Annotated in this window: 17 protein-coding genes; 11 read left to right on the forward strand and 6 right to left on the reverse strand. The window is 73.4% G+C overall.

The annotated features are described in order from the left end of the window. Window positions 1-302: 302 nt before the first annotated feature. Both ACZ55U_RS22025 and ACZ55U_RS22030 read left to right on the forward strand, forming a co-directional pair. Complete coding sequence (locus ACZ55U_RS22025) at window positions 303-548, forward strand: chaplin (protein ID WP_465528163.1); 246 nt, start codon at window positions 303-305, stop codon at window positions 546-548. A 323-nt stretch (window positions 549-871) separates the two neighbouring features. After that, entirely contained in the window at window positions 872-1747 is an 876-nt protein-coding gene (locus ACZ55U_RS22030; RefSeq protein ID WP_465528050.1) for a chaplin, read from the forward strand. Between the two features lie 168 nt (window positions 1748-1915). On the opposite strand, the gene ACZ55U_RS22035 is transcribed toward ACZ55U_RS22030, so the two are convergent. Then, the gene (locus ACZ55U_RS22035; protein WP_224285495.1) at window positions 1916-2125 is read right to left on the reverse strand and encodes a DUF5703 family protein; all 210 of its coding nucleotides are present in this window, start codon (window positions 2123-2125) and stop codon (window positions 1916-1918) included. A gap of 364 nt (window positions 2126-2489) precedes the next feature. On the opposite strand from ACZ55U_RS22035, the gene ACZ55U_RS22040 reads away from it, so the two are divergent. Then, the gene (locus ACZ55U_RS22040) at window positions 2490-3095 is read left to right on the forward strand and encodes a hypothetical protein (protein WP_465528052.1); all 606 of its coding nucleotides are present in this window, start codon (window positions 2490-2492) and stop codon (window positions 3093-3095) included. A gap of 152 nt (window positions 3096-3247) precedes the next feature. Here ACZ55U_RS22040 and ACZ55U_RS22045 read toward each other — a convergent pair whose 3' ends face one another. Together ACZ55U_RS22045 and ACZ55U_RS22050 are read right to left on the reverse strand one after the other, a co-directional pair. Beyond that, a complete protein-coding gene (locus tag ACZ55U_RS22045) occupies window positions 3248-5401 on the reverse strand; it encodes a helix-hairpin-helix domain-containing protein (protein WP_465528054.1) in 2154 nt (717 codons plus the stop codon). A gap of 59 nt (window positions 5402-5460) precedes the next feature. Beyond that, the gene (locus ACZ55U_RS22050; RefSeq protein WP_465528056.1) at window positions 5461-6441 is read right to left on the reverse strand and encodes an aldo/keto reductase; all 981 of its coding nucleotides are present in this window, start codon (window positions 6439-6441) and stop codon (window positions 5461-5463) included. A 360-nt stretch (window positions 6442-6801) separates the two neighbouring features. Between ACZ55U_RS22050 and ACZ55U_RS22055 the strand changes: the two genes are divergently transcribed. Further along, window positions 6802-7848 carry an LLM class F420-dependent oxidoreductase gene (locus ACZ55U_RS22055; RefSeq protein ID WP_465528058.1) on the forward strand — a complete coding sequence of 349 codons (1047 nt, stop codon included), beginning with the start codon at window positions 6802-6804 and terminating at the stop codon, window positions 7846-7848. Window positions 7849-7896: 48 nt separating this feature from the next. Here the strand turns inward: ACZ55U_RS22055 and ACZ55U_RS22060 are convergent, their stop codons facing one another. Beyond that, window positions 7897-8877, reverse strand: coding sequence for a magnesium and cobalt transport protein CorA (locus ACZ55U_RS22060; RefSeq protein ID WP_465528060.1), 981 nt, complete (start codon window positions 8875-8877; stop codon window positions 7897-7899). Between the two features lie 237 nt (window positions 8878-9114). Between ACZ55U_RS22060 and ACZ55U_RS22065 the strand changes: the two genes are divergently transcribed. The 6 genes from ACZ55U_RS22065 to mshC all read left to right on the forward strand — a co-directional run bounded on the left by ACZ55U_RS22065 (window position 9115) and on the right by mshC (window position 14824). Then, complete coding sequence (locus ACZ55U_RS22065) at window positions 9115-9807, forward strand: histidine phosphatase family protein (protein WP_465528062.1); 693 nt, start codon at window positions 9115-9117, stop codon at window positions 9805-9807. A 195-nt stretch (window positions 9808-10002) separates the two neighbouring features. Then, window positions 10003-10569: a DUF3090 domain-containing protein gene (locus ACZ55U_RS22070; protein WP_465528165.1), complete on the forward strand. Its 567-nt coding sequence runs from the start codon at window positions 10003-10005 to the stop codon at window positions 10567-10569. A gap of 44 nt (window positions 10570-10613) precedes the next feature. After that, entirely contained in the window at window positions 10614-11411 is a 798-nt protein-coding gene (locus ACZ55U_RS22075) for an SCO1664 family protein (protein WP_465528167.1), read from the forward strand. Window positions 11412-11542: 131 nt separating this feature from the next. After that, complete coding sequence (locus ACZ55U_RS22080) at window positions 11543-12421, forward strand: helix-turn-helix transcriptional regulator (protein ID WP_465528064.1); 879 nt, start codon at window positions 11543-11545, stop codon at window positions 12419-12421. Window positions 12422-12548: 127 nt separating this feature from the next. Then, a complete protein-coding gene (locus ACZ55U_RS22085) occupies window positions 12549-13376 on the forward strand; it encodes a dioxygenase family protein (protein ID WP_465528066.1) in 828 nt (275 codons plus the stop codon). A 218-nt stretch (window positions 13377-13594) separates the two neighbouring features. Further along, window positions 13595-14824, forward strand: coding sequence for a cysteine--1-D-myo-inosityl 2-amino-2-deoxy-alpha-D-glucopyranoside ligase (mshC, locus tag ACZ55U_RS22090; protein WP_465528068.1), 1230 nt, complete (start codon window positions 13595-13597; stop codon window positions 14822-14824). Window positions 14825-14902: 78 nt separating this feature from the next. On the opposite strand, the gene ACZ55U_RS22095 is transcribed toward mshC, so the two are convergent. Next, entirely contained in the window at window positions 14903-15856 is a 954-nt protein-coding gene (locus tag ACZ55U_RS22095; RefSeq protein ID WP_380699065.1) for a PAC2 family protein, read from the reverse strand. 298 nt (window positions 15857-16154) lie between these two features. Beyond that, window positions 16155-17249 (reverse strand): glycoside hydrolase family 18 protein, encoded by a 1095-nt coding sequence (locus ACZ55U_RS22100; protein ID WP_465528070.1) that lies wholly within the window; start codon window positions 17247-17249, stop codon window positions 16155-16157. Window positions 17250-17392: 143 nt separating this feature from the next. Between ACZ55U_RS22100 and metH the strand changes: the two genes are divergently transcribed. Continuing rightward, on the forward strand, window positions 17393-20905 hold the full coding sequence (metH, locus tag ACZ55U_RS22105) for a methionine synthase (RefSeq protein WP_465528072.1): 3513 nt from the start codon (window positions 17393-17395) through the stop codon (window positions 20903-20905). The last annotated feature ends 24 nt before the right edge of the window (window positions 20906-20929 follow it).

A 20929-nucleotide genomic window follows, 5' to 3' on the forward strand; every position in this document is an offset into this window, starting at 1 on the left:
TTTTTTGTTTTGGTGTTTGGGTTTTTTTTTTGGGGGTTGGTGGGCCTGCCGTTGTTGGGGGAGTTGGTTTGTCTTTTTTCGGGGTTCCTGAAGTTGGTCCGACCGCATTGTCCGAGCGGATGATTGTGAGATGGGTTGGAGGAGATCAACAGAAGCGATTCTGCTTGAAATTCAAGGCCGGTCATGCGTGCGATCTCTCACCGTTGCGAGTGAATGGCGGATCTCTTCCGTACCCCGTTTGCCGCAACGTCGTTCATTCCTGTGCAACCCGCCGAACGGGTTGCGTTGTCCATACAGGAGGAATGATGAAGGTCAAGAAGATCACCGCTGTCGCCGCCGCCACCGGTGGCCTGGTGTTCGCCGCCGCCGGTGTCGCATCCGCTCACGGCGGTGCCGTCGCCGATGGTGTGGCCGCCGGTTCTCCGGGCGTCGTCTCGGGGAACACGATCCAGGTTCCGGTGCACGTGCCGGTGAACTTCTGCGGCAACACCGTGAGCGTCGTCGGCCTGCTGAACCCGGCGTTCGGCAACACCTGCGCCAACGTCTGAGTCGACCTCCGGGCCGGCGAGGCCCGTTGAGCCGATCCCATCCGGCCCCCGGGCGGCGGACGCGCCGCACCGGGGGCGTTCGGTCTTCGGCGACTCCCGGATACACGGGCTCCGGCGCAATCGCTCGATCGGGTGAAGCCGATACGTTCGGCTCAACCTCCCCGTCGGCGCCTCGTTAACTCGTGTGCAGCCGCAGCCCTTGCGTGATTTACGGATATACGGAAATTCCGACTATTTACAGGTTCATGTCAAGGTCGACACGTCGTCTCGAAATGTCAGGGGAAAACATGAGGAATGTAGCCAAGAAGGGGATCCTCACGGCCGTGGCCACCGGCAGTGTGCTGGCCTCGACCGCCGGCTACGCCTACGCGGGTGGCGCCGAGGCGCAGGGGAGTGCCGTGGGTTCGCCCGGCGTCGCCTCCGGTAACTCGGTGCAGGTACCGGTCGATGTGCCGGTCAATCTCTGCGGCAACACGATCGACCTGATCGGCTTGCTGAACCCGTCCTTCGGCAACAAGTGCGCCAACGTCAGCGGCGGAGCGCACCACGCCTCCAAGCCCGCTCAGGACGGCCAGCCCGGCGGCAGCGGGGGCGGCGTGGGTGGCGCCGGTGCCGGCGGCCACGGTGGCGGTAGCGGGGTCGGAGGCGGCAGCGTCGGCGGTGGGGGCCTCGGCGGCAACGGCGCCGGCGGCCTCGGCGGCAGCGGTCTCGGTGGCAGCGGTCTCGGCAGCTCCGAGGCCGGCGCGCACCAGGGTCCCGGCGTCACCGTCCCGGGGGCCAGCGCCTCCGGCGTCGCCACCAACTCGCCGGGCGTGCTCTCCGGCAACAGCGTCCAGGCGCCGGTGGACGTCCCGGTCAACGTGTGCGGCAACTCGGCGAACGTGGCCGGGGCCGCCAACCCGGCCTTCGGCAACGACTGCGCCAACGTGGAGAAGCCCGCCCCGAAGCCCGTCGCCCCGCCGGCCGAGGGCTGCGGCGAGGAGTGCCCGACCCCGCCGCAGGTCTCCGCCGAGGAGGCCCCGCCCGTCCCGCGCAGCGTCGCTCCGGCGGTGGCGGCCGAGGCGGCCGTCGCGCCCGCCCCGGCGGCCGAGCTGGCCCACACCGGGGCCGGCGGCGTCGAGCTGCTCGGTGCCGCCGGCCTGGCCCTGATGCTCGGCGGTGGCGTGCTCTACCGCCGGGCCCGGGCCGGCGCCCGCTGACGCGGCGGACCGAAGGCCGGCGCGCGCCCTGAACTGAAGCCCGCGTCGGCCCACCATGGAGCGGCGCACCCGCGGCCGCCGCGTGAGGGCGGCCGCGGGTGCGTCACGGCTCGGTGCGAGCCCCCTCCGGCGAGTCCCGAAGGGCTCAGGGGCGCGGGGCCGGGAGCGTCACCAGCTCCGGACCTGCCGGATGATCCGCCGCTTCAGCCGGACCGTCCGGCTGCCGTCGGGGAACAGCCGTAGCCGGTCGAGCTCCCAGTGCCCGTACTCGGCGTGCTCGGTGAGCAGTTGGCGCGCCGCGTTGCGCGTGGTGCCGCGCGGCATGCGCAGGGACTGGTACTCGTACTCCGGCTGCCGGACCGGCTTCCGTGGGGTCAAAACGCTCCTCCTGAGGATCACCTTCGGGCAAGCCTACGGCCTGCCCCGGACAGTCGGCCCGGATATTTCCGGTCGTGCTCCGGCGTGGCATCGGCCGCCCCCGGGGGTGCGGCGCGGGGCGGTCGACTGACAGTGCATCAGCTCCGGTGCCGCCGTGGAGGAGATACCCCGATCCCGGCGCGCTCAGCCGCACTCGGACGGCCCCGTGGGGCCCGGTGCGCGCCCCCGCTGCCCCCTTCGCGCCGGTGCCGCGGGAGGACGAAGTGGCATGGATCGGACATCAGGGGGGAAGTTGCGGTGAAATCGCGGGTGTAGGTGACAACCGCTGTGCGTACCGACACCGCGGGGAGATAGCGTCTGCACCATGTCTGATGCCGCGCAGCCCACCATTGCCGAGGTACGCGCCGCCGCTGAGGCGGTCAAGGCCGCCATCGACCGTCATCTGGAAGCGGTGTCAAGCCCCAACGCAGCCGATGATCCCGCCGTGTCCGCCGCCTACGAGCAGCTCGCGACGGCGGCCATCGCCTACGACCAGCTCCTGTACGAGGCCTACGACGAGGTCACGCCCTTCGAGATCCCCGGGGACGAGGGCCCCGGGGGGTACCACGGCCCCGAACAGCCCGAGGCGATCAGCGTGTTGATCCGCCGCGACTACCACGTCGTCGACCCCAAGCGGCTGCGTGCCCAGGCGGAGCGGCTGGACGACTCGCTCACCCCGGGCGGCTCCGGCGCGGGCGAGGTGAACGCCGCGATCGGCGTGCTGTTCGGAGAGTACGAGCCGGACGAGATCGCCGCCCGCAGCGAGGAGTTCGGCCTGGAGGAGGGCGACTCCACGCTCTGGGTCGCGGCCGCCGAGCCGACCGAGCCGGGCGAGTGGCTGCCGGAGCCCTTCGAGCACGCCGATCCGCAGCTGCTGATCTGCCGGTTCGACGTGAGCGAGGTCTACGACGACGAGGACCTGGACGACTGAAGGCGTCCAGGAGGTGAGGCAGTTCGGAGCGTGACGCCGTTCGGAACGCCGACGGGCGGGCCCGGGACAGCCGGGGCCCGCCCGTCGTGCCGTCGCGGCCGGCAGCTCGGGTCACGGCCGGCGCCTGGAATGGCGCCGGCCGCGGTGGCCGGTCAGTACGCCGAGGCGGCGGCGTTCTCGGCGAGGATCGCCCGCAGCCGGGTGGTGCGCGGCTGCCCCGGGCGCCCGGCGACGGCCTGGGCGAGCGCCGGGCCCGCCGCGTGCACCACCGACAGGTGCCGCTCGGCCCGGCCGAAGGCGGTGTAGACCCACTGCCGGGTGAGCGCCGGGGCGGCGTCCTCCGGGACCACCACCACCGCACCCGGCCAGCGCCGGCCGAGCGCCTGGTGGACCGTCAGCGCCCAGCCGTGCCGAAGCCGCGCGGCCTCGGCGGGCGGGACGGTCCGGCGCGAGCCGTCCGGGTACTCCAGGTGCAGGCCGGTGGCGTCGCCGTCCAGCACCCGGGCCGGGCGGGTGATCCCGGGCGCGGGGAAGTCGACCACCCGGTCGCCCGGGTCGAAGCCGCCGAACCGGCCGGGGCCGGGGTTGAGCCGGGACTTGGCGGCGGCGTTGAGCGCCCGGGTGCCGGCCGGGCCGCCGTGGCCCGGGGTGAGCAGCACCACCTGCTCGACGGGGATGCCCAGCGCGCGCGGGATGGAATCGGTGAGCAGCTGGAGGGCGCGGTGGACGGCCTCGCCGCCGTCCTTGGCGGTCAGGATGACCACCTCCTTGTCCGGCGCCTCGACCGGCTGGAGCTCGCCGATGCCGACGCCGGAGACCAGTTCGCCGATCGGGCCGAAGTCCGGGGTGCGGGAGGCGACCGCCGGGCAGACCTTGGTGGCCAGCAGGTCGGCGAAGAACCGGCCGGGGCCGGCCGACCAGAGCTGGCCCGGATCTCCGCTGAGCACCAGCCGGGTGCCGTCGGCGAGTGACTCCAGGACGGTGGCGGCGAGTTCGACGTCCAGCAGCGGGGCGTCCAGCACGACCAGCAGGTCCAGGGCGAGGGTGCCGTCCGGGGCGCGGCCGGGGCCGGCGGTGCCGGAGAGCAACTCGGCCAGGGTGACCACGGGGGGCTGCTCCCCGTCGGCGGCCCCGGTGAGGGGGGCGAGGGCGTCCCGGCCCTGGTCGGTCCAGGTGGCGGCCCAGGCCCGCAGCCCGAGGCCCCGGGCGGCGGCGACGAGCTCGGCAGGCTCGGCACGGGCCGCCTCGCCGCCGGTGTGCAGCACCAGGGCGTGCTCGGCGACGGCCTTGATCAGGGCGGTCGCCGAGGCGGACGAGGCGGCTTCGGCCGCGGACGCCCAGGCGGTCGGGCCGGGGGCGGCGGGGGCGGAGGCCGCGCCGGCCGCGTCCTCGGCCGCGTCCTCGGCCGCGTCCTGGTCCTCGCCCGGGTCCTCGCCCGGAACGAAGGTGGCCATCAGCTGGAGCAGCTTCTCGGTGAGGCTGACCTCCGCCATGCCCAGCCCTTCCAGCGCGAGCAGCGTCCGGGTCGGAGCCTCGTCCTCCTCACCGCCGCCCGCGGCGTGCGCCTCGGCGCCGGTCAGCTCCTCCTGGAAGGTCAGCACCCGCCCGGTCTCGACGGCGGACTCGATGGCGGCGGCGGGCTCCGGCAGCCGGAGCCGGTCGAGCCCGGCCACCACCTCGGCCAGCTCCAGGGCGGAGTGCCCGCGCAGCGCCGCCTGCTCCAGCAACCAGAGCACCAGGGCCTGGCCGCGGCGCGGATCGCCCGGCGCGGCGCCGGGGCCGAGCAGGCTCCGGGCGAAGCCGTCCGCGTGCTCGGGCCGGACGCCGGGCAGGCCCAGCACCGCCCACGGGTCCTCGCGCAGCCGCCCGGGGGCCTCCTCGCCGAACGCGGCCACGGCGGCCGGCGCCAGCTCGGCCGGGGCGCCGCCGGCGGCCAGCACCTCGGTGGTGGCGCGGAGAGCCTCAGCACGCTGCCGGTCGGACATCACCGGGGCCGGAGCCGCCGGAGCCGCCGGAGCAGCGGGAGCCGCAGGAGCAGCGGGAGCGGCCGGGGCCGCCGGCTCCGAAGCCCCGGGCTCCGTGACGTCCGCCGGAGAGGCCGCCTCAGGAGGGGCCTCCGCGGGAGAGGGCTCCTGCATCGAGGCCTCGGCCCGTGAGGCCCCCGCCCGCGCGGCGTTCGCCGCGGCGTCCTCCGGCTGCATGCCGCGGATCCGCCGGGCCAGCTCCGCGAACTTCGCCGCCTTCTCCTCCGGGGTCAGCTGGGCCCCGCTGGTCGCCTCCGGAGCGCCGTTCCCCGTGTCAGTCATCGTCGTCCGCTCCAAAGGTCACTCCACTGCGCGTTCTGCTCGACAACCCGGGCCGGGGGTCACAGCTCGGTCCACCCCTGGTCCGGGTAGCGGTGCACCGGCGACGAGATGTCGTCCAGCGCACCACGGATCTCATCCGGAAGCGTAAGCGCCTCCACCGACAGCGCGGCCTGGAGCTGGCCCGCCGTCCGGGCTCCGACCAGCGCGCTCGCCACCCCCGGCCGGTCCCGCACCCAGGCCAGCGCGACCGCCAGCGGGCTGCTGGCGAGCCCGTCGGCGGCGGTGGCGAGGGCGTCCACGATCCGCCGGGAACGCTCCCCGAGGTACGGCTGGACGTACCCGCTGAGGTACGGCGTGGCGCCGCGCGAGTCCTGTGGGACGCCGTGCCGGTACTTGCCGGTGAGCACCCCGCGCCCGAGCGGGGAGCCGGCCAGCACCCCCACGCCGGCGTCCAGGGCCGCGGGCAGGGCCTCCCGCTCGATGCCGCGCTGGAGCAGCGAGTACTCCAGCTGCGCCCCGGCCAGCGGCACCCGGCCGTGGTGGGCGTGTTGCCAGGTGGCGGCCCGGGCGAGCTGCCAGCCGCTGAAGTCGCAGACTCCGACGTAGCGGGCGCGCCCGGAGGATACGGCGATGTCGAGGGCGCTGAGCGTCTCCTCGACCGGCGTCGCGGGGTCGAAGGAGTGCACCTGCCACAGGTCGACGTAGTCGGTGCCCAACCGGCGAAGCGAGGCGTCCAGGGCGGCGAGCAGGTGGCCTCGGGAGCCGTCGAAGCGGCGGGCGGACTCCGGGACGCTGCCGGCCTTGGTGGCGATCAGGAGTTCGGACCGGGGGATGAGGTTGTCGGTGAGCCGGGAGATCAGGTACTCGGCGCCGCCGTCCGCGTACACGTCGGCGGTGTCGATCAGGTTGCCGCCGGCGTCGACGAACTCCTTGAGCTGCTCGGCGGCCTCGGGCTCGTCGGTGTCGCGGCCCCAGGTCATGGTGCCGAGGCCGAGCCGGGAGACCTGTAGGCCGGTGCGGCCGAGGTGACGCTTTTCCATCGGACGGGACCTCCACTGGCCGGTGCTCCCGGGAGCCCCGGCAGCCCTGTAAACGCGCAGGTGGGGGGAGTGCTCCCCACCTCGGCTGAGCGTAGCGGGCGGTGCCCGGACAGGGGTGCAGACCCGCAGAACGATCATCGCGCCGGTGCGCCGCCCGCCCGTGCGGCGGAACCGGCGGAACCGGCGCAACCGGCGCAACCGGTGGGACCGCCGGAACCGCCAGGACCGGGCGGCAGCGGCGGAAGCGGAGCGGCGGAAACCGGCCGGGTGTGATCCAGCTCACTGCTACCCGCCAGTAGCATGACCGGCGCCGGCGCGGTTACCCTCGCCGCAACCCCAACCCACTGGAAGGTGCGCCAGATGCGACTCGGGATCAACCTCGGCTACTGGGGACTCGGCATGGACGCCGACAACATCGCCGTGGCCCAGGAGGCGGACCGGCTCGGCTACGCGGTCTGCTGGGCGGCGGAGGCGTACGGCTCGGACGCCGCGACCGTGCTCAGCTTCGTCGCCGCGAAGACCGAACGGATCGACGTCGGCTCGGCCATCTTCCAGATCCCGGCCCGCACCCCGGCGATGACCGCGATGACCGCCGCGACCCTGGACACCCTCTCCGGCGGCCGGTTCCGGCTCGGCCTCGGCGTCTCCGGCCCCCAGGTGTCCGAGGGCTGGTACGGCGTGAAGTTCGACAAGCCGCTCGCCCGCACCCGCGAGTACGTGGAGATCATCCGCAAGGCGATGTCCCGCGAGCGCCTGGTGCACGACGGCGCCCACTGGACGCTGCCGCTGCCCGGCGGCCCCGGCAAGCCGATCAAGCTCACCGTGCACCCGGTGCGCGAGCACGTCCCGCTGTACATCGCCGCGATCGGCCCGAAGAACCTGGAGCTGACCGGCGAGGTCGCCGACGGCTGGCTCGGCATCTTCTTCTCGCCCGAGCACGCCGCGCTCTCGCTGGACCCGCTGACGGCCGGCCGGGCCAGGGCGGGGAAGACCCTGGAGGGCTTCGACCTCTGCCCGACGGTGAACCTCGCGGTCGGCGAGGACGTCAAGGCCGGGGTCGACGCGCTGCGCTCGTACGCGGCCCTCTACATCGGCGGCATGGGCAGCAAGGAGAAGAACTTCTACAACCAGCTCGCCCGGCGGATGGGGTACGAGCAGGCCGCCGACGAGGTCCAGGAGAAGTACCTGGCCAAGGACTACGCCGGGGCCGCCGCGGCCGTCCCGCACGACCTGATCGACGCCACCTCGCTGATCGGCGACACCGCCCGGATCGCCGACCGGATGCAGGCCTACGCCGAGGCGGGCGTCAGCACGCTCACCCTGGCTCCGTCCGGGTTCTCCCTGGACGAGCGGATCCAGGCGCTGCGCACCGGCGTCGAGGCGCTGGAGCGGGCCGGGCTGGCCTGACCGGCCCGGCGTACCCGGACGCCGGCCGGACCGGCCGGGCAGGCGGCACTACAGCCAGTCGTGCCGCTTGAACACCCGGTGCAGCACCACGCAGACCACCGCCATCAGCGCCAGCACCGCCGGATACCCCCACGGCTGGCGCAGCTCGGGCATGTCCTGGAAGTTCATCCCGTAGATGCCAGCGATCATCGTCGGCACGGCGGCCAGCGCCGCCCAGGCCGAGATCTTCCGCATGTCGTTGTTCTGCTGCACGCTGACCTGCGCCAGGTTGGCGCTGAGGATGTCGGACAGCAGCCGGTCCATGCCGTCCACCTGGTCGTTCACCCGGGCCACGTGGTCGGCGACGTCGCGCAGGTAGGGCGCCGTCTCGGGGCGGACGAAACGGGCGCCGCGCTCCAGCGCGAGCATCGGCTCCAGCAGCGGGCCTGTGGCCCGGCGCACGGACATCACCTGGCGCTTGTAGCCGTAGATCCGCCCGGCGGTGTCGCTGCCGACCCGGCCGGGGGAGAAGATGTCCGCCTCCAGCTCGTCCAGGTCGGTCTGGAGCGCGGTGGCCACCTCGACGTAGCCGTCCACGACGGTGTCGCAGACCGAGTGCAGCACCGAACTGGGGCCGTAGCGCAGGAGTTCCGGGTCCTGCTCCAGGGTGGCCCGCAGGCCGCTGAGCGGGCTGTCCTCGCCGTGCCGGACGGTCAGCACGAAGTCCGGGCCGAGGAAGACCATCACCTCGCCGGTCGTGACGACGTGGGCGCCGGGGTGGTAGCCGAGGGTCTTCAGGGCGACGAACAGCGAGCCCTGGTAGGCCTCCACCTTGGGGCGCTGGTGGGCCCTGACGGCGTCCTCGACGGCCAGCGGGTGCAGCACCAACTCCTTGCCGACGCTGTCGAGTTCCTCGGCGGTGGGCTCGAAGAGGCCTATCCAGGCGAAGCCGTCCGGACCGGCCGCGCGGGCGGCGGCGAGCGCGCCGGCCAGGTCCTCGGGGGCCTCGATCCGGCGGCCTTCGTGGTAGGCGGCGCAGTGGACGATCATGCGGGCCATTGTCACCCGGGCGGGGCCCTCGGAAACGGGCCCGGGCCGACTCGGGCCCACCGGACGGGACGGCGGGGCCGGGACCGGTGGCGGGTACGGGCCGGAACCGGTGGCCGGTACGGGCCGGGGCCGATGGCCGGTACGGGCCGGGGCCGGTGGCCGGTACGGGCCGGGGCCGGAACGGGGGCCGACCGGAACCGCGCCCGCACCGGGCCCCGGAGGCCGTAGGCTGACCCCATGCCCACCCTGCTGCTCGTCCGTCACGGCCGCTCCACCGCGAACACGGCCGGAATCCTGGCCGGTTGGACCCCCGGCGTGGACCTCGACGACACCGGACGCGGCCAGGCCGCCGCGCTGGCCGGCCGACTGGCCGGCATCCCGCTGGTCCAGGCGGTCAGCAGCCCGCTGGAGCGCTGCCGCCAGACCCTGGAGCCGCTGCTGGCGGTCCGGCCCGAGCTGGGCGCGCCGGCCGAGGACGAACGGCTGGGGGAGTGCCACTACGGCGAGTGGACCGGCCGTCCGCTGGCCGAGCTGGCCAAGGAGCCGCTCTGGCGCACCGTGCAGGACCACGCCGCCGCGGCCGCCTTCCCCGGCGGGGAGTCGCTGCGCGCGCTGAGCCACCGCACGGTGGACGCGGTGCGCGAGTGGAACCAGAAGATCGCCGCCGAGCACGGCGAGGACGCGGTCTGGATCGCCTGCTCGCACGGGGACGTGATCAAGGCCGTGGTGGCCGACGCGCTCGGGCTGCACCTGGACCACTTCCAGCGGATCAGCGTGGAGCCCTGCTCGGTCACCGCGATCCGCTACACCCCGCAGCGGCCCTTCGTGCTGAGGATGGGCGACACCGGCGACCTCACCTCGCTCGCTCCCCGGCCCGGTCCGGCCCCGGCGGCCCCGGCGGGTGACGCGGTGGTCGGCGGCACCGCCTGAGGACCCCGCCGACGGGCCGTCCGGGGAGGCACCGTCCGTGCGGCACCGGCCGGTTCCCCGGGTGCCACCCCGCCCGCGGTCGTCGGCTCGGCTCCCCGACCGGAGCCCGAAGGTCGTAGGGTGACTGATGAGTCCATCCGGGCGCGGCCCGCCCCCGGCAGAGCCGCGCCGACCGACACGATCCGGAGCGAGAGCGTGCCCCGTCAGGTCTACTTCTACGACCAGCCCGAACGGTTCGTGGCCGGCACCGTCGGCCAGCCCGGCGCCCGGGCGTTCTACCTTCAGGCCAGCGCCCGGGGCCGGATCACCAGCGTGCTGCTGGAGAAGACCCAGGTCGCGGCGCTCGCCGAGCGCATCGAGGAGGTCCTGGACGAGGCGCTGCGGCGCAGCGGCGGCGACGCCGCGATCCCCGCCGCCGCCCCGAAGGACCTGCTCGACACCGCCCCCCTGGACCTCCCGCTGGAGCAGGAGTTCCGGGTCGGCACCATGGCCCTGGCCTGGGACAGCGTGGACGGCTGCCTGGTGGTCGAGGCCCAGGCGCTGGTCGAGGACGAGGAGGAGGGCGCCGAGGAGGCGGTCTTCACCGACGACGACACCGGCCCGGACATGCTGCGGGTGCGGCTGACCGGCGCGATGGCCCGGGTCTTCGCCAAGCGCGCGCTGGACCTGGTCGCGGCCGGCCGCAAGCCCTGCCCGTTCTGCAACCTGCCGCTCGACCCGGAGGGCCACCTGTGCCCGCGCGCGAACGGCTACCGGCGCTGAACACCGACACCCCGCCGCAGGCCGACCCGACGGCCGCCGCCGCGCTGGCCGCCGACGTGCCCACCGCCCTCGCGCTGCTGCGTCAGGGCGAGCTGACCGTGCACGGCCGCCTCACCGACGCCTCCAACGCCGCGCTGTACTGCACGGTGGCGCACGGCTCGCTGAGCGCGCAGGCCGTCTACAAGCCGGTGGCCGGCGAGCGCCCGCTCTGGGACTTCCCGGACGGCACGCTGGCCGGCCGCGAGGTCGCCGCGTACGAGCTGTCCGCCGCGACCGGCTGGGCGCTGGTGCCGCCGACCGTGCTGCGCGAGGGCCCGCACGGCCCCGGCATGGTGCAGCTGTGGGTCGAGCCGGACCCGGGCGCCGAGCCGCTGCTCGCCCTCCAGGACCCGCGCGGCCCGGAGGCGGGCTGGCTGCCGATCGTCCGGGCCGAGGTCGAGAACGGGCGGACGGCCCTGCTGGTGCACCACGACGACCGGCGGCTTCGCCGGCTCGCGGTGCTGGACGCGGTGCTCAACAACGCCGACCGCAAGGGCGGCCACCTGATCCCGGCCGCCGACGGCCGGGTGTACGGCATCGACCATGGGGTCACCTTCAACACCGAGGGCAAGCTGCGCACCCTGCTCTGGGGCTGGGCCGGCGACCCGCTGACGGCCGAGGCGCTGGAGGTGCTGGCCCGGCTGGCCGAGCAGCTGGACGGCGAGCTCGCCGAGCGCCTCGCCCCGCACCTGACGGCGGCCGAACTGGACGCCACCCGGGCCCGGGTGGCGGAGCTGCGCGGCTCCGGACGGCACCCGCTGCCGCCCGCGGACTGGCCCGCGATCCCCTGGCCGCCGGTGTAGCGCCCGCGGGCCGCGCCGGTACCGGAAATCGGCGGCAGATGGTCTGGACCTGTCCCCGGAACAGGTCGCACACTGCTCCGATGGATGTGCGACGGACCACCCCCACCCCCCGAACCACGCCGGACCTGCCGTTGCACCGGTTACAGGTCCCGCTTCCCCACCTGCTCCCCTTCGCCGTCGGCAGCTTCGACACGATCGGCCCGCTCTCCCGGGCCGGCTTCCCCCACCGGCACTCGTTCTACGAGATCGTCCAGGTCACCGGCGGCCAGGGCGCCCACGTCCTGGACCTCGTCCACCGGCCGCTGGCGCCACCGCAGTTGTGCGTGATCACGCCGGGCCAGGTGCACTACTGGGCGGACACCGAGGAACTGACCGGGAGGGTCGTCCTGTTCAACGAGGACTTCCTGCTCGGCCACCCCCAGGACCTCGCCGCTCTGCGGGCCCTGGCCACCCGGCCGGCCATCGCGCTCGGCGACCAGGCCGACGCGATCGCCGGGCTGCTCGCCGACATGGAGTACGAGTACGAGACCAGGGCGCCCGGTTACCAGGGTGTGCTGCGGGCCAGCCTGCACATCCTGATCGTCCGGGCGCTGCGGGCCTGTACGCCGGCCGACCGCCCGGCGGTGCCCAGCCGGCCGGCCGAAGTGGCCGCCGCCTTCACCCGGTTGATCGCCCGGCCGGGCGGGGTGCGGCACTCGGTGGCCTCCACCGCGCAGGAACTCGGCGTCTCCCCGGGGCACTTGCAGACTCTGGTGAAGCAGGCCACCGGCCGGACCCCGGGCGGGCTGATCCGCCGCCAGCAGACCCTGGAGGCCAAACGGCTGCTCGCCTGTACCGATCTGACGATCCGTCAGGTGTCCAAGGAGGCGGGTTTCGGCGACCCGGCCTACTTCTGCCGGTTCTTCCGCCGGGAGACCGGGATGACCCCGGGGGAGTTCCGGGCCCGGGTCGACGGAAATCACCACGATCCCCGGATCATGTCCATCGCGGTCGCGCCGGACGGCCCGTAACTTTGCTGCTGGCCACCGGTGGCCGGTCCGGCGCGCGCGGACGGGCGGCCGGTCCGGCCCTTGTCATGCCCCCACCATGGCAAGGGCCGCCCCCACCCCCCTCCGCCTCACGATAAGGAGACGGCGCATGTCCACGTCCGACGGCATGATCAGCCGAAAGACCGTCCTGAAGGCTGCCGCCGCACTAGGCGCCGCCCCGTTGCTGGTCGGCGGCGGAGTCGCGCTGGCCCGGGACCAGATCGACAGCGGACAGCCGCTCGGCCTCACCCCCGAGTGCCACGACGGCGACGCCCCCACCGTCGAGCAGATCGAGGGCCCGTACTTCAAGCCCAACTCCCCGCTGCGCAGCTCGATGGTGAACGACGGCCCCGGCACCCACCTGGTGGTCAGCGGCTACGTCTTCGGCCGCGCCTGCCGGCCCATCTCCGGCGTGCTGCTGGACTTCTGGCAGGCCGACAACGGCGGCAACTACGACAACGTCACCTACACCTTCCGCGGCCACCAGTTCACCGACGCCAACGGCGCGTACAAGCTGGACACCATCGTGCCCGGCCTCTACCCGGGCCGCACCCGGCACCTGCACGTCAAGTTGCAGGCCCCGGGCCGCCAGATCATCACCACCCAGCTGTACTTCCCGAACGAGCCGCGCAACAGCACGGACAGCATCTACGACGCCCGGCTGCTGATGAACGTCCGGCAGAACGGCAACACCCGCGAGGCCAGTTTCGACTTCGTGCTGGACGTCGCGCAGACCCCCGGCACGCCCAGCCCGACGGCCACCCCGACCGGCGGCCCCAGCACCCCGCCGCCGAGCGGCACCTGGGCCGCCGGCACCCAGTACAACGCGGGCGACCGCGTGACCTACAACGGCGACTCCTACACCTGCCTCCAGGCGCACACCGCCATGGCCGGCTGGGAGCCGCCGAACGTGCCGGCCCTCTGGAAGCGGTCGTAGCGGCTCCGACCGCTCCCCCGGGGGAGCCGGGCGCCCGGTCGGTGGCAGGGCCGGCCGGGCGCTCACCCGCGCCCGCGAGCCGGCGGCAGGGCGCCGGGGCCGGCGCGAAAGCCGTGCACTACCAGTCGAAAACCGGCCAGGCAATGGCAAGAAACGAATCCAGTCGATCTTTCGCACTGGTTAGGCTTTCAAATGTTCGCACGGTTAAAGTTGTTTCCATGCATGCCTGGCCCGCCTCCGAGGTTCCCGCCCTGCCTGGTCAGGGGCTCCCCCTCCACATCCACGACACCGCAGCGGGCACGGTCCGCGAAGTCGTGCCGCTCGACGGCACCGCCCGGATCTACGTTTGCGGCATCACGCCCTACGACGCGACCCACATGGGCCACGCCGCCACCTACAACGCGTTCGACCTGGTGCAGCGCGTCTGGAAGGACGCCGGCCACGACGTCCTGTACATCCAGAACGTCACCGACGTCGACGACCCGCTGCTCGCCCGCGCGATCGAGACCGGTCAGGACTGGACCGCCCTGGCCGAGCGCGAGACGGCCCTGTTCCGCGAGGACATGACCGCGCTGCGCATGCTCCCCCCGGCCCACTACATCGGCGCCGTGGAGTCGATCCCGTGGATCGTCCCGATCGTCCAGAAGCTGCTGGCCTCCGGCGCCGCCTACGACGTGGACGGCGACATCTACTTCTCGGTCGACGCCGACCCGCGCTTCGGCGAGGTCTCCGGCCTCACCCGCGAGGCCATGCGCCCGGTCTTCGCCGAGCGCGGCGGCGACCCGGACCGCCCCGGCAAGCGCAACCCGCTGGACGCCCTGCTCTGGATGGCCGCCCGCCCCGGTGAGCCGGCCTGGGACACCGAGCTCGGCCACGGCCGCCCCGGCTGGCACATCGAGTGCGTCGCCATCGCGCTCCAGTACCTGGGGATGTCCTTCGACATCCAGGGCGGCGGCAGCGACCTCTCCTTCCCGCACCACGAGATGGGCGCCGCGCACGCCCAGGTCGCCACCGGCGCCCACCCGTACGCCAAGGCGTACGTGCACGCCGGGATGGTCGGCCTGGACGGCCACAAGATGTCCAAGTCCCGCGGCAACCTGGTCTTCGTCTCGGCGCTGCGCCGCGAGGGCGTCGACCCGGCGGCGATCCGCCTGGCGCTGCTCTCGCACCACTACCGCGCCGACTGGGAGTGGACCAAGGGCGTCCTGGACGAGGCCGTCGAGCGCCTCGCCCGTTGGCGCGCCGCGGTCTCCCGCCCGGACGGCCCGGCGGCCGAGGAGCTGCTCGGCGAGGTGCGCGCGGCGCTCGCGAACGACCTGGACGCGCCCGCCGCGCTGGCCGCGGTCGACCGCTGGGCGGCCCGGCAGGAGTCCGAGGGCGGCACCGACACCGGCGCGCCCGGTCTGGTGACCCGCACCGTGGACGCCCTGCTCGGCGTCGCGCTGTAGCGATCGCGCCGTACCGCGCGCAGGACGCCGGAGGGGCGGCCGGGACATCGGTCCCGGCCGCCCCTCCCGCGTAGCGGCTCACTCCTCCTCGGCGCCGTCCTGGCTCTCCCGGGTGCCGCCCGGCGCCTCCGGATCGGCCGGCCGCTCCGCCGTCGCGTGCCCGGACACCGGCTTCTCGCCGGTCGGTCCGACGTTCTCCCGGCGGCGCAGGTAGCGCTCGAACTCGCGCGCGATGGCGTCCCCGGAGGCCTCCGGCAGCTCCGCGGTGTCCTGCGCCTCCTCCAGCTGCTGGACGTACTCGGCCACCTCGCTGTCCTCGGCGGCCAGTTGGTCCACCCCGAGCTGCCAGGCCCGGGCGTCCTCGGCCAGCTCGCCCGGCGGGATGCGCAGGTCGAGGAGGTCCTCCAGCTTGTTGACCAGGGCCAGCGTGGCCTTGGGGTTCGGCGGCTGCGAGACGTAGTGCGGCACCGCCGCCCAGAGCGTCACGGCCGGGACCCCGGCGTGGGTGCAGGCCTCCTGGAGCACCCCGACGATGCCGGTGGGGCCCTCGTAGCGGCTCTCCTCCAGATCCAGCCGGCGGGCCAGCTCCGGGTCGGAGGTGACGCCGCTGACCGGCACCGGGCGGCTGTGGGGGGTGTCCCCGAGCAGGGCGCCCAGGATCACCACCAGCTCGACGCCCAGCTCGTGCGCGAAGCCCAGCAGCTCGTTGCAGAACGAGCGCCAGCGCATGCTCGGCTCGATGCCGCGGACCAGCACGACGTCCCTGGTCGTCGGTTCCGTGACCCGGATCACCGAGAGCCGGGTGGTCGGCCAGGTGATCCGGCGGATGCCGCCGTCCAGCCAGACCGTGGGCCGGTTGACCTGGAAGTCGTAGTAGTCCTCCGCGTCCAGGGCGGCGAACACCTTGCCGCCCCAGGTCTCGTCCAGATGCGCCAGAGCCGCGGAGGCGGCGTCGCCAGCGTCGTTCCAGCCCTCGAAGGCGCAGACCATCACCGGGTCGATCAACTCGGGAACATCTTCCAGCTCGATCACCCAGCGTCTCCCTCCGGTCGGCGGTCGGGCCCGCGCCGCCCCGGCTGGCCTGCCCGGGCGCCGACCGGCCGGCTGCCGACTGTCGAACCTCTCGTCTCCCATGGAACGCCTCGCTCCATGGTCCCTACCTGCCCAGCCTACGGGCTTTGATGCGCACGGCGGCCGGGCACCGGGACAGTCTGGGGGAGCGGGGCGCCGCGATCCACCGGATATCGCGGGGCACTCGACTGACGGCCCGTCAGATCCGGTCGGCGGCGGAGGGTGACGGGCCGGGGCCGCCGCGTGACGGCCGGGGCCGCTACCCGGCGTCCACCCAGCCGTCGCGGTACGCCGCCCAGTGCTCGGGCCGCGCGGCGAAGTCCACGTACAGCGCGACGCCGAAGTTCTCCCGCCGCCCGTCCTCCCGGCCCAGGCCCAGCCGGACGCCCCGGACGGCGGCGCCGACGGTCTCGGCGTCGCCCCAGTGGCCCCACTTGTCCTCCCGGAAGAAGGGCAGGCCCATCAGCAGGTCCACGCCGGCCGGGGTGGCCCGCAGCGCGAGTTCGGTCTGCCGGGCGACGTAGCCGCCGTACAGCGGCTCGGTGGGCATCGACGTGTCGTAGCTCATCACCGCGATCTGGTCGACCCGCCGGGCGGTCTCGGTGAAGTACGCCCCGTCCCACCACTTGCCGTGGTCGGTGAGCAGGATGCCGGCCGTGTGCAGGCCCGGGAGCGGGTCGATCTGCGGAGCCGCCACCGACAGCTTGGCCCCGCGCGCCGCGGTGACCGGGCGGACCCGGTCGAGCAGCGCCAGCCAGCCCGCCGACCCGGGGCGGATCGGCTCCATGTCGAAGTGCACGCCGTCGAAGCCGAGGTCCAGCACCTGGGCGGCCGAGGCGGTGACCCGGTCCCGGGTGGGACCGTCCTCCAGGTCCAGGGCGTCCTTCTCCGGTTTGACCTCGTCGCCCAGCCAGGCCTGGAGGCGCACGCCCGGCAGCTCCCGGTGCGCGGTGTCGGTGAACCAGCGGGCCCGGGGGTGGACGGCGGGCGGCAGCGAGCCGTCGTGCTCCAGCGGGCCGGTGTGCACGTAGAGGTCCCGGATGCCGGTGCCGGCCAGCTGCGCCGCGAGCGCGGCCACGTCGGCCTCGCTCCTGCGGCCGTCCACCCAGGCGTGGCCGAGCCAGAGCGCGTCCCGGCCCCGGGTGCGGGCCTCGGCGCTCGGGGTGCCCGTGTAGTGCAGGCGGAACATGACGAAGACGGAGCCCAGTGCGGTGGCCGCAACGGCCACCGCGAGGGCCAGGGCCAGCAGGGCCCGGCGCCACCACGACCATGCCCGCCAGCGGGCGCGCAGCGCTCGGGCCGGGGCCGTCAGGGCCCGGCCGGCACCTCTCGCGAGGGTCCGGAAACCGGCCACGCGCTTGCTCCCCCCTTGCGGTCGAGCGCTCAGGATACGGAATGGAACGGCGAGCCCACCCGCGGGCCGGATACCCTGGCGAGGTGCGTACCCGAGCAAGCGGGTTCGCAAAGCCGACAGCCGTCGCACCAGGGAGACGCCCCATGGCCATCGCAGCCAACCCGTCCGTCACTCAGCAGAGCCGCGCGAACGCGCTGCGCGAGGCACTCGCCACCCGGGTGGTGGTCGCCGACGGTGCCATGGGCACCATGCTCCAGGCGCAGGATCCGACGCTGGAGGACTTCCAGAACCTCGAAGGCTGCAACGAGGTCCTCAACATCACCCGCCCGGACATCGTGCGTTCCGTCCACGAGGCGTACTTCGGCGTGGGTGTGGACTGCGTGGAGACCAACACCTTCGGCGCGAACTTCAGCGCGCTGGGCGAGTACGAGATCGCCGAGCGGATCTTCGAGCTCTCCGAGGCCGGTGCGCGGATCGCGCGTGAGGTGGCCGACGCCCACACCGCGGCCGACGGCCGGACCCGTTGGGTGCTGGGGTCGATCGGCCCGGGTACCAAGCTGCCGACGCTGGGGCACGCCCCGTACGAGGTGCTGCGTGACGGTTTCCAGCGGAACGCGGAGGGTCTGATCGCGGGGGGCGCGGACGCGCTGCTGGTCGAGACGAGCCAGGACCTGCTCCAGACGAAGGCCGCGGTCCTGGGTTCGAAGCGGGCGCTGGCGCGGGCCGGGCTGGACCTGCCGGTGCTGGTGCAGGTGACGGTGGAGACCACCGGGACGATGCTGCTCGGCTCGGAGATCGGCGCGGCGCTGACGGCGCTGGAGCCGCTGGGCGTGGACTACATCGGGCTGAACTGCGCGACGGGGCCGGCGGAGATGAGCGAGCACCTGCGCTACCTGGCGAAGAACGCGCGGATCGGGCTGTCGTGCATGCCGAACGCGGGTCTGCCGGTGCTGGGCAAGGACGGTGCCCACTACCCGCTGTCCCCGGGCGAGCTGGCGGACGCGCACGACGTGTTCACCCGGGAGTACGGGCTGTCGCTGGTCGGCGGCTGCTGCGGTACGACGCCGGAGCACCTGCGGCAGGTGGTGGAGCGGGTCCAGGGTCGTCCGGTCGCCGCGCGCGATCCGCGGCCCGAGCCGTCGGCGGCGTCGCTGTACCAGGCGGTGCCGTTCCGTCAGGACACCTCGTACCTGGCGATCGGTGAGCGGACGAACGCCAACGGCTCGAAGAAGTTCCGCGAGTCGATGCTGGCGGGCGACTGGCAGGCGTGCGTGGAGATCGCCCGGGACCAGATCCGGGACGGCTCCCACCTGCTGGACCTGTGCGTGGACTACGTCGGGCGTGACGGCGTCGCGGACATGAAGGAGATCGCGGGGCGGCTGGCCACGGCCTCCACCCTGCCGATCGTGCTGGACTCCACCGAGCCGCCCGTGCTCCAGGCGGGCCTGGAGGCGCTCGGCGGGCGGGCGGTGCTCAACTCGGTGAACTACGAGGACGGCAACGCCCCGGACTCGCGGTTCGGGAGGATCGCCTCGCTGGCGCGGGAGCACGGCGCGGGTCTGATCGCGCTGACCATCGACGAGGAGGGCCAGGCCCGTACCGCGGCGAAGAAGGTGGAGATCGCCGAGCGGCTGATCGCCGAGCTCACCACCGACTACGGCATCGACGAGGGCTCGATCCTGGTGGACTGCCTGACCTTCACCCTGGCCACCGGCCAGGAGGAGTCGCGCCGGGACGGCATCGAGACGATCGAGGCGATCCGTGAGCTCAAGCGCCGCCACCCCGGGGTGCAGACCACGCTGGGCCTGTCGAACATCTCCTTCGGTCTGAATCCGGCGGCCCGGGTGGTGCTCAACTCCGTCTTCCTGCACGAGTGCGTGGAGGCCGGTCTGGACTCGGCGATCGTGCACGCCTCCAAGATCCTGCCGATCTCCCGCATCCCCGAGGACCAGCGGGAGGCGGCCCTGGACCTGGTCTACGACCGCCGCCGGGACGGCTACGACCCGTTGCAGCGCCTGCTGGAGCTGTTCGAGGGCGTCTCCACGGCCTCGGTGAAGGCGTCCAAGGCGCAGGAGCTGGCCGCGCTGCCGCTGGAGGAGCGGCTGCGCCGGCGGATCATCGACGGCGAGCGGGCCGGTCTGGAGGCGGACCTGGACGAGGCGCTGACGGTGCGCCCGGCGCTGGAGATCATCAACGACACCCTGCTGGCGGGGATGAAGGTGGTCGGTGAGCTGTTCGGTTCCGGCCAGATGCAGTTGCCGTTCGTGCTCCAGTCCGCCGAGGTGATGAAGAGTGCGGTGGCCTACCTGGAGCCGCACATGGAGAAGTCCGACAGCGAGGGCAAGGGCACCATCGTGCTGGCCACGGTGAAGGGCGACGTCCACGACATCGGCAAGAACCTGGTGGACATCATCCTGTCCAACAACGGCTACAACGTGGTGAACCTGGGGATCAAGCAGCCGGTCTCGGCGATCCTGGACGCGGCGCAGGAGCACAACGCGGACGTGATCGGGATGTCGGGGCTGCTGGTGAAGTCCACGGTGATCATGAAGGAGAACCTGGAGGAGCTGAACCAGCGCAAGCTGGCCGCGTCGTTCCCGGTGATCCTGGGTGGTGCCGCGCTCACCCGTGCCTATGTGGAGCAGGACCTGCACGAGATCTACGAGGGCGAGGTCCGTTACGCGCGGGACGCGTTCGAGGGCCTGCGGTTGATGGACGCGCTGATCGCGGTCAAGCGCGGGGTGCCGGGTGCGGCGCTGCCGGAGCTGAAGCAGCGCCGGCATGCCCGGGTGGAGGTGGAGGAGCCGGAGCCGGAGGTGAACCTCGGGCAGATCCGCTCGGACGTGGCCGTCGACAACACCGTGCCGACTCCGCCGTTCTGGGGGGACCGGATCGTCAAGGGCGTGCCGTTCGCGGACTACGCGTCCTGGCTGGACGAGGACGCGCTGTTCAAGGGGCAGTGGGGCCTGAAGGCGGCGCGTTCGGGGGAGGGGCCGTCGTACGAGGAGCTGGTGGAGACGGAGGGGCGGCCGCGGTTGCGGGCGTGGCTGGACCGTCTCCAGACGGAGGGCTGGCTGGAGGCGGCGGTGGTGTACGGCTACTACCCGGCGAACTCCAAGGGTGATGACCTGATCGTCTTCCACGAGGACGGTACCGAGCGGACCCGTTTCACGTTCCCGCGTCAGCGGCGCGGGCGGCGGTTGTGCCTGGCGGACTTCTTCCGTCCGGAGGAGTCCGGGGTGCGGGACGTGGTGGGTCTTCAGGTGGTGACGATGGGCAACCGGATCTCGGAGGCGGCGAACGAGCTGTTCGCCGGCAATTCGTACCGGGACTACCTGGAGCTGCACGGTCTGTCGGTGCAGTTGGCGGAGGCGCTGGCGGAGTTCTGGCACGCGCGGGTCCGTTACGAGCTGGGTTTCTCCGGTGAGGATCCGCAGGACGTGAAGGACATGTTCGCGTTGAAGTACCGGGGGGCGCGCTTCTCGCTCGGTTACGGGGCGTGCCCCGAGCTGGAGGACCGGGCCAAGATCGCGGAGTTGCTGAAGCCGGAGCGGATCGGTGTGGTGCTCTCGGAGGAGTTCCAGCTCCACCCGGAGCAGTCCACCGACGCGATCGTGATCCACCACCCGGAGGCGAAGTACTTCAACGCGCGGTAACCCCCGGTTCGCGCAGCGTTCGCT

The sequence above is a fragment of the Kitasatospora sp. NPDC034533 genome (assembly GCF_055575155.1).

Coding starts and splice junctions, on each gene's coding strand:
- ACZ55U_RS22025 (WP_465528163.1), top strand. CDS start 303: ATGATGAAGGTCAAGAAGATCACCGCTGTCGCCGCCGCCACCGGTGGC.
- ACZ55U_RS22040 (WP_465528052.1), top strand. CDS start 2,490: ATGTCTGATGCCGCGCAGCCCACCATTGCCGAGGTACGCGCCGCCGCT.
- ACZ55U_RS22045 (WP_465528054.1), bottom strand. CDS start 5,401: ATGACTGACACGGGGAACGGCGCTCCGGAGGCGACCAGCGGGGCCCAG.
- ACZ55U_RS22050 (WP_465528056.1), bottom strand. CDS start 6,441: ATGGAAAAGCGTCACCTCGGCCGCACCGGCCTACAGGTCTCCCGGCTC.
- ACZ55U_RS22055 (WP_465528058.1), top strand. CDS start 6,802: ATGCGACTCGGGATCAACCTCGGCTACTGGGGACTCGGCATGGACGCC.
- ACZ55U_RS22060 (WP_465528060.1), bottom strand. CDS start 8,877: ATGATCGTCCACTGCGCCGCCTACCACGAAGGCCGCCGGATCGAGGCC.
- ACZ55U_RS22065 (WP_465528062.1), top strand. CDS start 9,115: ATGCCCACCCTGCTGCTCGTCCGTCACGGCCGCTCCACCGCGAACACG.
- ACZ55U_RS22085 (WP_465528066.1), top strand. CDS start 12,549: ATGTCCACGTCCGACGGCATGATCAGCCGAAAGACCGTCCTGAAGGCT.
- mshC (WP_465528068.1), top strand. CDS start 13,595: ATGCATGCCTGGCCCGCCTCCGAGGTTCCCGCCCTGCCTGGTCAGGGG.
- metH (WP_465528072.1), top strand. CDS start 17,393: ATGGCCATCGCAGCCAACCCGTCCGTCACTCAGCAGAGCCGCGCGAAC.